Raw genomic sequence first — 12,378 nt, 5'->3', positions numbered from 1 at the left:
GTATTTCATTATGAAAATGAAAAGAACCATTTTGTTATTATTTGCGTCCATTAGCTTAGCAGCTTGTGGGACAGCCGCTTCAAACACAACAGAACAAGAAACCGTTACGGTAACGGATGGAAGAGGCGACGTGGAATTGCCTTTTCAGCCTGAAAAAGTAGTAGTATTTGATAACGGTGCACTTGATACGCTCCGTGCATTGGAGGTAGAGGAAGCCATCATCGGTACGGTTACGCAGAATCCTCCTGCTTATTTAGCAGATTTCAGCAACCAATTCGAAAATGTTGGAACGCTAAAAGAGCCAAACTTAGAAACTTTGGCAGAATTAAAACCAGATTTGATTATCGTATCCAATCGAATGTCCGACTTTATCGAACAACTAGAAGAGATTGCACCTGTTTTATGGCTAACGACTTCTGTTGATGATTATTGGACTTCCGTGAGCGACAACATTCGCACGTTGGGAACCATTTTTGGTACGGAGGATGCAGCCGAAGAGCTAGTAGCAGAAACAGAAACACACATCGAAGAAATACAAACCGTCACAGAGAACTTGGATCAAAAAGCATTGGTCTTGCTGCTGAATGATGGTGCCATTTCTGCGTATAGTACAGGATCTCGTTTTGGTTATATTTTCGATACTTTTGGCTTCCAACCGGTAGACGAAGCAATTGAAAGTTCAACTCACGGACAAAGTATCGGCTATGAAGGAATTTTAGAAATTAATCCGGATATTATTTTCGTAGTGGACCGCTCGAAAGCAATTCAAGCAGAAGGCGTTGACCAGATGCCTTTGCTGGATAACGAATTTATTCAAAAAACAAATGCCTTCCAAAATGATCAAGTTATCTCCTTATCGCCAGACTTGTGGTATTTATCAGGTGGCGGGGTAGAGTCATTGAAACTGATGATGGATGAGATTAGCGCACCATTTGAATAGATCTATATAAAGAAGAGGTTGATGGCGCAAAAGTGCGCCCTAACCTCTTCTTTTTTATATAGGCACAAAAAAACACCGATATATCAAAGATATACCGGCGTCTATTAATCATTTGAAAGGTGATTAACCTAATTTGTTGTAGTATTCAACGATGAATGATTCGTCGATATCTGCACTCAATTCGTCACGAACTGGCAAGCGAGTTAGCGAACCTTCAAGTTTTTCTTCATCAAAAGTGATGTAGTCAGGACGTCCGAATAAAGATTCAGCAGCACTGCGAATAATCGCCATGTCTTTTGATTTTTCACGAACAGAGATTACTTGACCAACTTCAACTTCGTAAGAAGGGATGTCGATACGTTTACCATTTACCAACACGTGGCCATGGTTAACTAATTGACGAGCTTGACGACGAGTCGTAGCAAGACCTAGACGGAAAACAACGTTGTCTAAACGACGTTCTAGCAAGATCATGAAGTTCTCACCTTGTTTACCTTCTTTGATTTTACCAGCTTTTTTGAATAAAGAAGCAAATTGACGTTCGTTCAAACCGTACATATGACGTAGTTTTTGTTTTTCTTGTAATTGCAAACCGTATTCAGACATTTTACGACGGCTGTTAGGACCGTGTTGTCCTGGAGCATACGGACGGCGTTCTAGTTCTTTACCTGTACCAGACAAAGAAATTCCTAGACGACGAGATTTTTTCCAACTTGGACCAGTATAACGAGACATAATTTTATTCCTCCAATATGTTTTTTGGAGTAAAATAATTTGTTTGAAAACAAAACAATACGTGCAGTTTATCCTCCAATCTTCACCTTATGCAGCCGCAAGGGTACGCAATTGAACCTCTAAGAGGCGATAAACTGTTGACGTGGGTGCTTTGTTCTCGCTGCATTATTTTACACGTTGACTATCGTAACACATTATTGGTGCCTCTGCAAGAAAATAATAGGGAAATGAAAAAGCAAGATAAGGAAAATCTTTCTTAAATTAACAAAAGGCTTACTTTTTTTATGATTTCTTCTATGATATACTGTTTGAAGATGTTATGGCCAACCTATTAAGACTAGTTTGGCGACAGTTGAGTAGATGGAGGATTTCTAAATGGACTTACTTTATTGGTTGGCAGCCATATTTGTCATTGTACTGATTGGTTACGGGGTTGTTTTTTACTTGAACCGTAAACAAGCAAACCGAATCAAAGAGATTGATCAAAGAAAAGAAAAAATGATGGCTATTCCAGTAGCTGACAATCTTTATACATTAAAAAATCTAAATTTAACTGGACAAACGAAACGAACGTACGAAAATTGGCAAGCGACTTGGCAAACCATCACTCGCTTCCAATATCCAGAGATTGAGGCTGCATTAGTGAGTGCAGAACAACATATTCAACGCATGAACTTTATTAAGGCCAGACAAGCTGTGGAAAACGCAGATAAGCTGATTGATGAAACAGAAGTTAGTGTCGAAAAAGTAAACCTGGCATTGGAAAAGTTGCTGGAAAGCGCGCAAGAAAATCGACAACATCTAGAACAAAGTCAAGAACGCTACAACAAGATTCGCAAGCAGTTGCTGGCGCACAGCTTCACGTTTGGACCAGCAGTTGAAACGTTAGAGAAAAACTTGAACTACATGGAACTTGATTTTACGAAGTTTAACTCGTTAACGAACGAAGGCGACCATATGGAAGCGAAGGAAGTTCTGGAACGCATCAATCAAGACCTCGATGTAATGGAGAGCGTAGTTGAGCAAATTCCAGAATTGAACCGCAAAATTAAAGAAGAGTACGAAGAGCAGATTGTAGATTTACAAAATGGCTACCAACGTCTTTTGGATGAGCACTATGTGTTCGACAAGGCGAATATTCCTGAAATGATTCAAGAAATAAGAGATATTCTAAAAGATGCAAAAGATTCTATCGGCTTAGCAGATGTAAATGAAGCGAAGAAGAAAATGGATAAGGCAGAGCATAGAATTGATGAAGCGTACTCGGTAATGGAGAATGAAATGGAAGCGAAAGATTTCATCGACCGTCACCAAGCAAATATCTCCCGCCGAATGGATCAAGTGATGCAGAGCAATCGCTATGTTTTATTGGAAATCGATCGTGTTTCTCAAAACTTCTTCTTGAATCATAATGAGTTGACTCGCGCGCAAGATTTCGAAGAGCAGCTTTTGAAAGAAAATGAAGCATTGCGATACCATGAAAAAATGTTGGCAGAACATCAAATTTCTTATTCTGAAACGAAGGCGTACTATGAGAAAATCAATCAACGCTTGAGCGAAATGGATAAAGAGCAATCAGAATTAGTAGCAAACTTAAGCAACTTGCGTAACCGGGAAAAAGAAGCAAAAGATGCAGTCGATCTTTTTGAAATGGATATGCGCAACATGAAGCGTACACTTGAGAAACAACATCTACCTGGTTTACCGAAAGTATACTTAGACTTATTCTTTGCCGTATCGGACCGCATTGAAGAGATTGCGGCGAAGCTGAACCGCGTGAAAATTGATATTGAAGAAATCGAGAAATTAGTTGCGATGTGTGAAGAAGATATTCAACAATTGGAAAAGAATACCGAACGAATCCTTGACCATGCGAACTTGACTGAATACTTCATTCAATATGCAAACCGATATCGACATGAAAACCAAGAAGTAGAGCATGCAATCGGAGAGACGCTATATTTATTCCAAGAAGAGTATAACTTCGAAAAAGCGATGCAAACCATGCAAGCAACTCTGGATAAGGTTTCTCCAGGAGCAGCAAAACGAGTGGAGAGCAACTACTTCGATGACAAGAAACGTGGCACGTTTTAAGAGATTGATAATGTGAGCAGGGCTGAGACGTAGCAATTATGTCTCAGCTTTGTCTTTGCTGAAAAACAGAAAGAGTGAAAAAATGATTTATTTTGATAACAGTGCAACAACGAAAATGTACCCAGAAGCGCTAGACACCTTCATGAAGGTAAACCAATCTATTTTCGGTAATCCTTCCAGTCTGAATAAGCTCGGTACGGTAGCGAACGATTTGCTCCAGCAATCAAGGAAACAAGTTGCTCAGTTATTACAGGTTCTACCTGATGAGATTTTCTTTACTAGTGGCGGAACCGAGGGCGATAATTGGGTTATTAAAGGGACCGCGATGGAAAAGAAAGCTTACGGAAAGCACATCATCACTTCTAGCGTCGAGCATCCAGCAGTATCTCGTTCGATGCAGCAGCTAGAACGGCTTGGTTTTGAAGTCACGTACTTGCCTGTCAATGCAAGAGGAGTAGTATCTCCAGCGGACGTGAAAGAGACGTTGCGCGAAGATACGATCCTTGTATCCTTAATGGCAGTGAATAATGAAGTAGGTGCCATCCAGCCCATTCAAGCAGTAGGCGATTTATTGGCAGAGTATCCAACGATTCATTATCATGTGGACGCCGTTCAGGCCGTTCTGGAATTCGTACCGATGGTGATTCACCCTCGTATCGATTTCTTGGTACTCTCTGCGCATAAATTTCACGGACCAAAAGGGGTAGGCATTCTGTACCATAAAAAAGGAAGACGAATGGAACCTCTATTTACCGGCGGGGGACAAGAATCTGGTTACCGCAGCTCCACAGAAAATGTTGCAGGGATTGCAGCAACTGCAAAGGCACTCCGTATGACTCTAGAAAATTACTCCGAAAAGAGAGCCCACACTTTACAACTTCGCGATGAAGCAGCCCGATTTTTACAAAGTTTTGACCACGTACGTCTCTTTAGTGTGCCAGAAGGTGCTGCGCATATTCTTTGTTTCGCATTAAAAGATATTCGTGGAGAAGTGATGGTCCATGCGCTAGAAGAGCAGGGGATTCTTATTTCAACGACCAGTGCGTGTTCCAGTAAAAAGGGAGATGTACCGGCTACCTTGCAATCGATGAACGTTCCTGCTGAGTGGTCTAGATGTGCCGTTCGCTTAAGTTTCGCCCCTGACAACACATTCGAAGAGTTGGAGACATTCAAGCAAGTCTTTACTCAACTACAGGAAAAATTCCAAAGGATTCAAAAATAGAGAGGAAACAAGCATGGAAACAAGAATACAAATCCGCTTTGGAGAGCTATCAACCAAAGGGAAAAATAAGAAAAGATTCGTTCAAAAACTCGCACAAAACATTCGTATGGCAACAAAAGAATACCCACAGATTAAAATTAAACCTGATTATGATTTTATCTTCCTCGATCTCAATGGCGCAGATGAGGCCGTTATTACGGAACGCTTGAAGAGCGTCTTCGGCATTCAAAGTTTCTCACCGGTATATGTTTTGCCTCGTGACTTTGAGACAGCCCGTACCTTCATCGTTGATATGGTGCAGAAGATGGAAACAGCTGGCAAGACCTTTAAGATTGCGACTCGCCGCTCGGACCATTCGTACCAATACGATACGAATTGGCTGAATGCGGAGTTTGGTGCAGCCGTTTTGCAAAATGTGCCAGATATCACCGTAGATGTGAAAAAGCCGGACATAACGGTTCGGGTAGATGTTAAACAAGAACATTTCCTTATCAGTACAAAGAAATACGATGGCGCTGGCGGCTTGCCAGTTGGTTCAAGTGGCAAGGGGATGTTGATGCTCTCAGGCGGAATTGATTCCCCTGTAGCGGGTTACTTTGCCATGAAACGCGGCGTAGAAGTGGAAGCAGTGCATTTCCACAGCCCACCGTATACAAGTCCGCAAGCTCTTCAAAAAGCCCAGAACTTAGCTTGGAAACTAACAAAGTTTGGCGGAAGTATCCAGTTCATCGAAGTACCGTTTACAGAAATCCAAGAAGAAATTAAAGCCAAAGTCCCAGAAGGATACTTGATGACCGTGACCCGTCGCATGATGCTCCGCTTGACTGATCAAATTCGCGAAAAGCGAAAAGGGATGGCCATTTTCAATGGAGAGAGCTTAGGGCAAGTGGCTTCTCAGACAATGGACAGCATGCAAGCCATCAACGATGTAACGACTACACCTATCATTCGTCCCGTTGCTACGATGGATAAGCTGGAAATTATTGAGATTGCCCAGAAGATTGACACATTTGACTTATCCATCCAACCATTTGAGGATTGCTGTACGATTTTTGCTCCAGCCGCTCCGAAAACAAAACCGAAATTGGATAAGGCTAGAAGATACGAATCCATGTTAGATGTGGAAGGGTTGATTGAACGTGCCATGGAAGGGCTCGTTATTACTCAAATTACACAAGAAGCTTCTAGTGAAAAGGAAAAAGAAGCAACTTTTGCTGATTTGCTATAATCAGAGGGTTATGTCTTACAATTTTCCTTCTTGTTGGTATAATAAAGGCAATGAGATGGAGGAGGTAGAACAATGGAAGTAACATTTAAAGGTGAACCAATGAAAATAGAAGGAATCCAGCCGACAATCGGCGAGCCAATTCCTGCATTTTCCTTAAAAGATACAGCAGGTAATGTGATCAGCAGGGAAAGCTTAAAAGGGAACGTTGCGATTATCAGTGTATTTCCTGATATCAATACGAGTGTTTGTGACAAACAAACACGTAACTTTAACGAAGCAGCTTCAGACATTGAAGGCATTCAATTAGTTTCTGTTTCAAAAAATTCACAAGATGAATTGAAAGAATGGTGTGCTGCTAAAGGATTAGAAGTAGTTATGCTCCCGGATAATGAGGGAACTTTTGGGGAAGCGTTTGGTTTGAATTTACCAAAAATCAATAAACTAGCGCGCAGTGTGTTTGTTGTCACTCAAGAAGGTTTGTTGGCTTACAAGGAGATTGTTCCAGAAGTAGCGGAAGAACCAAACTACGAAGCAGCAGTAGAAGCAGCAAAAGATTTGCTATAAGATATTGAGATTTCTTTTCAGTGGTGATACACTGTTTAGGACAAAATGCGTTCGGACTAGGAAGAGTATGTTGCTTGGCGTTACCAAGAGAGAAAAGCAGTGGTGAGAGCTTTTTTAACGCGAGCAAGAGAAGGTAGCCTAGAAGCAAGCAGAGTGAAGGCCTCGTGCTACGTAGTTCTGCTCGGAGATATCTCCGTTATCAAAAAGAGAGATGGGGCACGTTTGCCTCATAAGCTTAGGTGGTACCGCGATTAAATCGTCCTGCATATAGATGCAGGGCGATTTTTTTTGAAACCAAAAGAAAACGAGCAAAACTTGTTCGTTTCCGATCAGAAAGGAAGAGAAACATGACAGAATTAGAAATGTCAACGAAGTATCAACCACAAGAAGTAGAAAAAGGAAAGTATAAAAAATGGGTGGAAGAAAAACGGTTCCGTCCAAACGGAAATCCTGATGCAAAACCATATTCCATCGTAATCCCCCCTCCTAACGTAACCGGCCGCTTGCACTTAGGCCATGCTTGGGATGTTACCTTGCAGGATCTGTTGATTCGAATGAAACGCATGCAAGGCTATGATACCTTGTGGTTACCAGGAATGGACCACGCGGGAATTGCAACACAAGCAAAAGTGGAAGCAAAGTTAGCGGAAGAAGGAGTTTCCCGTCACGACTTGGGACGCGAAGCATTTGTTGATAAAGTTTGGGAATGGAAAGAAGACTACGCAAGTGTCATCCGCGACCAATGGGAAAAAATGGGGATTTCCGTAGACTATGACCGCGAACGCTTTACCTTAGATGAAGGTTTATCGGATGCCGTCCGCAAAGTATTCGTTACCCTTTATGAAAAAGGCCTTATTTACCGTGGAGCTTACTTAATTAACTGGGATCCAAAAGCGCAAACGGCTTTATCAGATATTGAAGTAATCCATAAAGATGTAAAAGGTGCCTTCTACCACTTCCGTTATCCGTTGGCAGATGGCTCTGGATATGTGGAATTAGCTACGACCCGTCCGGAAACGATGCTCGGTGATACAGCAGTTGCTGTTCATCCAGAAGATGAACGATATGCGCATCTAATCGGTAAAACAATTATGCTGCCACTAATGAACCGTGAGATTCCAATCGTAGCAGATGATTATGTGGACAAAGAGTTTGGGACAGGTGTTGTTAAAATTACCCCAGCTCATGATCCGAACGACTTTGAAGTAGGCTTGCGCCATCACTTGCCACAAATCAACGTGATGAATAATGATGCAACCATGAACCAAGAAGCAGGAAAATATGAAGGCATGGACCGCTTTGAAGCAAGAAAAGCGGTTGTGAAAGATATGGAAGCAGCAGGCTTGTTGGTGAAAGTCGAAGAAATGGTGCACAGTGTTGGTCACTCCGAACGTACAGACGTTGTGGTAGAGCCGCTTATCTCCACGCAATGGTTCGTTAAAATGGCCCCGCTTGCTGAGAAGGCAATTGAGAACCAACAAACAGAAGATAAAGTAAGCTTCTTCCCAGACCGCTTTGAAAATACGTTTATTCGCTGGATGGACAACATTCATGACTGGGTTATTTCCCGTCAATTGTGGTGGGGTCATCAAATCCCAGCTTGGTATCACAAAGAAACAGGCGAAATGTATGTCGGTATGGAAGCACCAGCAGATATCGAAAACTGGGAACAAGATCCAGATGTTTTAGATACTTGGTTCAGTTCCGCTTTATGGCCGTTTTCTACAATGGGCTGGCCGAATGAAGAGGCAGAAGACTTCAAACGCTACTTCCCGACCAGTACGTTGGTAACGGGATATGACATCATTTCATTCTGGGTAAGCCGCATGATTTTCCAATCATTGGAGTTTACCGAACAACGTCCGTTTGAGAATGTATTGATTCATGGATTGATTCGTGACGAGCAAGGACGCAAGATGAGTAAATCATTGGGGAACGGAATCGATCCAATGGATGTCATCGAGCAATACGGTGCTGATGCATTGCGTTGGTTCTTGGCAAACGGTTCTTCCCCAGGCCAAGATGTTCGTTTCAGCTATGAGAAAATGGATGCTGCTTGGAACTTCATTAATAAGATCTGGAATGCAAGCCGTTATGTATTGATGAACCTAGATGGCTTGACCTATGAAGAAATCAACATGGATGGTGAGAAGACAGTAGCAGATGAATGGATTCTTTCCAGTCTCAACCGTACCACCAAAAAAGTTACTGAATTGTTCGAAAAATTCGAGTTTGGTGAAGCAGGTAGATTACTGTATCACTTCATTTGGGATGAATATTGTGACTGGTACATTGAGATGACAAAAGAAGTGCTTCAAGGAGAAAATGAAGCAGCGAAACAAACAACGCGCAGTATTCTGGCACACGTTTTGGATCACATTCTTCGCTTGTTGCATCCAATCATGCCGTTTGTAACCGAAGAAATTTGGCAAAATGTACCGCATGAAGGCGATTCTCTTGTAGTCGCAGCGTACCCAGTTGCCGAAGAAAGCTTGATTAACGAGCATGCAGAAAATGCAATGAACAAATTGATTGGTTTGATTCGTGGTGTGCGGAATATTCGTAACGAAATGAACACGCCTCTTTCGAAAAAAGTGTCGATGCAAATCAATGCAGTGGATGAAGAGACAGAGAAAATCTTCCTTGCTAATGAAGCGTACATCGTTCGTTTCTGTAATCCAGAGGAATTGACGATTGGTCAAAACTTGTCCGCAGAGGGCGAGATGGTGACAGCAGTTATTTCTGGTGGTGAAGTGCGTATGCCACTTGCTGGCCTGATTAAGTTGGAGGACGAAATTATTCGTTTAGAAGGCGAAGCAGCGAAGCTACAAAAAGAAGTAGACCGTGTCGTGAAAAAATTAGGCAATGAAAGTTTCGTTAAGAAGGCTCCTGAAGCAGTAGTAGCAGGAGAGCAAGCGAAAGAACGAGACTACCGGGAGAAATTAGCCCTTGTTGAAGCGCGAATTGCTTCCTTGAAGGAACAACAATAGAATCAATGGAAAGAAATATAGAAGAGGCTGGGAGTAATATCCCAGCTTCTTTATTGAAGGTGAGAATATGTTTACTACTTATGAAGAAGCATTAGCATGGATTCATACAAGAAGAGGCATGGGACCGAAGCCGGGAATTAAACGGATGGAATGGATGATGGAGAAGTTGCATCACCCAGAGCGTTCATTTCCCTCTATTCATATCGCCGGTACAAACGGAAAGGGATCAACCGTAGCGTACCTAACGAGCTTATTTTTAGCTTCTGGACATACCGTTGGGAGTTTTACTTCCCCTCATATTATGAAGTTCAATGAGCGCATCAGCCTAAATGGATTGCCGATGGATGACGAAGACGTTGTATGGCTAGCAAATGAAATTCAGCCGCTGTATGAAGAAATTTCTCAAACTCCATTGGGCGGTCTAACCGAATTTGAAGTCATTACTTCCATGATGTTTCTTTATTTTTCTAAAAAGCAGCCGGATGTCGTTTTAATCGAAGTAGGGCTGGGTGGTCTATTTGACAGTACCAACGTCGTCTTGCCTGAACTGTGCGTGATTACAACCATCGGGCTGGATCACTTGCAAATTTTAGGCAATACGATCAGTGAGATTGCCTTTCAAAAAGCAGGGATTATGAAACCAAAAGTGCCGGTTGTTATTGGGAAAATAGAAGGAGAAGCGAAAGCTGTTCTTGAACAAGTAGCACAAGAGAAGAGCGCTCCACTCTCTGCTTATGGCAGGGATTTCCATTCTGTCCATCATCCGACTGCTACCAACTTGAACGAGCGGTTTGATTACCGAACGGAGGAGGCTTACTATGCTGAACTAGAAATCCGTTTGATGGGAGCCCATCAAGTGGAGAACGCAGCAACGGCTCTTCATGCATACCGCTGTTACTGCAAGCAACGCAACCTTTCCTATACAGCAGAAATGATTCATGCTGGATTGAAGGCAGCCTTTTGGCCAGTTCGTATGGAAGTCATGGCGCGTCGACCGTATGTTATTTTAGACGGAGCCCATAATGAACCTGCGATGCAAGTATTGGTGAAGACATTGGAGGACAACTTCAAGGGAAAACGAATAAAGGTCCTCTATGCAGCGCTCACGACGAAGGAATTATCAGAAATCGGTCTTTGGCTGCAAAAAATACCAAATGCAGACATTCATCTGACCACTTTTGATTTCCCCAAAGCTGCCAGCTTAGCAGACCTAAAAGAGCGGATGCAGCTGCGAGAAGCTTCCTATCATGAAGATTGGCAAACAGCTTTTACTGACTTACTTGCAACAGCTGATTCGGACGATGTTATTTTAGTGACCGGTTCGTTGTACTTCTTGTCGGAAATGCGTCATTTTATTCTAGAAAATTAATTTATAAAAAAAGGAAATGGGCTTCTTTTGCGTAATCTATCTACAGTGAAAGAAAAGGAGAGAAGATATGCAAGAGACAAGCCTGGTTAGAGAAGTGCCCAAAGCATCAAGACCGAGAGAGCGACTGGATCATTATGGAGAGAAGGCGTTGGCTACTCATGAGTTATTGGCCATCCTGTTACGAACGGGTCCAAAAGACAGTAACGTGATACAGCTCGCTTTGCGGGTGATGAATCATTTTGGTGACTTACATGCCCTAAAAATGGCGACTATTGAAGAATTAATGGAAATCAATGGAATCGGCAGAACGAAGGCAATTGAAATAAAAGCCTGTATCGAATTAGGTGACCGCTTCAGCCAGACGACCCAGTTGAAGAGTGGAACGATTACTTCTACGCAGATGGCAGGAGCTCTGCTGAAGCAAGAAATGCGTGAGTTGCAACAGGAACATGTGGTGGCACTGTATTTGAATACGAAGAATGAAATCATTAAGAAGAAGACCATCTTCGTTGGCAGCTTGAATAGCAGTGTCGCACATCCTAGAGAAATTTTCCGAGAAGCAGTGCGCTACGCAGCAGCTCGGATTATTCTCGCTCATAATCACCCGTCCGGAAATCCGGAACCCTCAGAAGCAGATTTGGTTTTTACCAGAAGAATGGTAGAGTGTGGGGAAATGATGGGGATTGATTTGTTGGATCATTTTATTATTGGAGACCCAACATATGTCAGCTTAAAAGAATATGGCGTTATTTAAAAATAAATTAATCAAAACACTTGCAATATTCCTCTATCCGGGCTATACTATGTCTATGTTGTTTGTAAGGTAAAGAAAGTAATGTCATGAACATTCCGTTCGTACCATTTGCAATAACAAATTAAATTGTGCAAGATGCACGAGGAGGAATTTTTCATGGAAAATGGAACAGTAAAATGGTTTAACGCAGAAAAAGGATTTGGATTTATCGAACGCGACGGTGGAGATGACGTATTCGTACATTTCTCAGCTATCAACACTGATGGATTCAAAACTCTAGAAGAAGGTCAAGCAGTATCTTTCGACATCGTTGATGGAAACCGTGGACCACAAGCTTCTAACGTAGAAAAAATCTAATTCTAACTAAAATAGATATTCAAAGACCAGGAGAAATCCTGGTCTTTTTTTGTTGTGCGCCCAGCATGGGCGATAACTTGGTGGTGAAAGTCCACTACAGGCTTGGCAGTAGGAACTGTTAGCTG

The 12,378-nt window shown here is 42.2% G+C and carries 10 protein-coding genes and 1 other annotated feature; of the genes, 9 read left to right on the top strand and 1 reads right to left on the bottom strand.

Annotated elements, in window-relative coordinates; all coding sequences use genetic code 11:
• The first annotated feature begins 10 nt into the window (after positions 1–10).
• Positions 11–940, top strand: coding sequence for a siderophore ABC transporter substrate-binding protein (locus PVE40_RS01675; RefSeq protein ID WP_274730130.1), 930 nt, complete (start codon positions 11–13; stop codon positions 938–940).
• A 123-nt stretch (positions 941–1,063) separates the two neighbouring features.
• Here PVE40_RS01675 and rpsD read toward each other — a convergent pair whose 3' ends face one another.
• On the bottom strand, positions 1,064–1,675 hold the full coding sequence (rpsD, locus tag PVE40_RS01670) for a 30S ribosomal protein S4 (protein WP_274730129.1): 612 nt from the start codon (positions 1,673–1,675) through the stop codon (positions 1,064–1,066).
• A 375-nt stretch (positions 1,676–2,050) separates the two neighbouring features.
• On the opposite strand from rpsD, the gene PVE40_RS01665 reads away from it, so the two are divergent.
• The 8 genes from PVE40_RS01665 (at position 2,051) to PVE40_RS01630 (ending at position 12,253) form a co-directional block, all read left to right on the top strand.
• Positions 2,051–3,769 carry a septation ring formation regulator EzrA gene (locus PVE40_RS01665; RefSeq protein ID WP_274730128.1) on the top strand — a complete coding sequence of 573 codons (1,719 nt, stop codon included), beginning with the start codon at positions 2,051–2,053 and terminating at the stop codon, positions 3,767–3,769.
• An 82-nt stretch (positions 3,770–3,851) separates the two neighbouring features.
• Positions 3,852–4,991, top strand: a complete 1,140-nt coding sequence (locus PVE40_RS01660) for a cysteine desulfurase family protein (RefSeq protein WP_274730127.1) — start codon at positions 3,852–3,854, stop codon at positions 4,989–4,991.
• Positions 4,992–5,004: 13 nt separating this feature from the next.
• A complete protein-coding gene (gene thiI / locus PVE40_RS01655; RefSeq protein WP_274730126.1) occupies positions 5,005–6,219 on the top strand; it encodes a tRNA uracil 4-sulfurtransferase ThiI in 1,215 nt (404 codons plus the stop codon).
• Positions 6,220–6,291: 72 nt separating this feature from the next.
• Positions 6,292–6,783 (top strand): thiol peroxidase, encoded by a 492-nt coding sequence (gene tpx / locus PVE40_RS01650; protein WP_274730125.1) that lies wholly within the window; start codon positions 6,292–6,294, stop codon positions 6,781–6,783.
• Positions 6,784–6,824: 41 nt separating this feature from the next.
• Positions 6,825–7,050 (top strand) — a binding site (T-box leader).
• An 80-nt stretch (positions 7,051–7,130) separates the two neighbouring features.
• Complete coding sequence (locus tag PVE40_RS01645; RefSeq protein ID WP_274730124.1) at positions 7,131–9,773, top strand: valine--tRNA ligase; 2,643 nt, start codon at positions 7,131–7,133, stop codon at positions 9,771–9,773.
• Positions 9,774–9,840: 67 nt separating this feature from the next.
• Positions 9,841–11,142, top strand: coding sequence for a bifunctional folylpolyglutamate synthase/dihydrofolate synthase (locus PVE40_RS01640; RefSeq protein ID WP_274730123.1), 1,302 nt, complete (start codon positions 9,841–9,843; stop codon positions 11,140–11,142).
• A 67-nt stretch (positions 11,143–11,209) separates the two neighbouring features.
• Positions 11,210–11,896: a RadC family protein gene (gene radC / locus PVE40_RS01635; RefSeq protein WP_274730122.1), complete on the top strand. Its 687-nt coding sequence runs from the start codon at positions 11,210–11,212 to the stop codon at positions 11,894–11,896.
• A 156-nt stretch (positions 11,897–12,052) separates the two neighbouring features.
• A complete protein-coding gene (locus PVE40_RS01630; protein ID WP_274730121.1) occupies positions 12,053–12,253 on the top strand; it encodes a cold-shock protein in 201 nt (66 codons plus the stop codon).
• Positions 12,254–12,378: the final 125 nt, after the last annotated feature.

The sequence above is a fragment of the Jeotgalibaca caeni genome (genome assembly GCF_028863945.1).
In the GTDB taxonomy this organism is placed as follows: Bacteria; Bacillota; Bacilli; order Lactobacillales; family Aerococcaceae; genus Jeotgalibaca; species Jeotgalibaca caeni.
Note: the sequence above shows the minus strand (reverse complement) of the source record. Positions and strands in the feature narration are given on the sequence as shown.

Bases quoted from the DNA above. Each gene is read 5' to 3' on its own strand.
- PVE40_RS01630 (WP_274730121.1), top strand. From the start codon at position 12,053: ATGGAAAATGGAACAGTAAAATGGTTTAACGCAGAAAAAGGATTTGGA.
- thiI (WP_274730126.1), top strand. From the start codon at position 5,005: ATGGAAACAAGAATACAAATCCGCTTTGGAGAGCTATCAACCAAAGGG.
- radC (WP_274730122.1), top strand. From the start codon at position 11,210: ATGCAAGAGACAAGCCTGGTTAGAGAAGTGCCCAAAGCATCAAGACCG.
- PVE40_RS01660 (WP_274730127.1), top strand. From the start codon at position 3,852: ATGATTTATTTTGATAACAGTGCAACAACGAAAATGTACCCAGAAGCG.
- rpsD (WP_274730129.1), bottom strand. From the start codon at position 1,675: ATGTCTCGTTATACTGGTCCAAGTTGGAAAAAATCTCGTCGTCTAGGA.
- PVE40_RS01645 (WP_274730124.1), top strand. From the start codon at position 7,131: ATGACAGAATTAGAAATGTCAACGAAGTATCAACCACAAGAAGTAGAA.
- PVE40_RS01665 (WP_274730128.1), top strand. From the start codon at position 2,051: ATGGACTTACTTTATTGGTTGGCAGCCATATTTGTCATTGTACTGATT.
- PVE40_RS01640 (WP_274730123.1), top strand. From the start codon at position 9,841: ATGTTTACTACTTATGAAGAAGCATTAGCATGGATTCATACAAGAAGA.
- PVE40_RS01675 (WP_274730130.1), top strand. From the start codon at position 11: ATGAAAATGAAAAGAACCATTTTGTTATTATTTGCGTCCATTAGCTTA.
- tpx (WP_274730125.1), top strand. From the start codon at position 6,292: ATGGAAGTAACATTTAAAGGTGAACCAATGAAAATAGAAGGAATCCAG.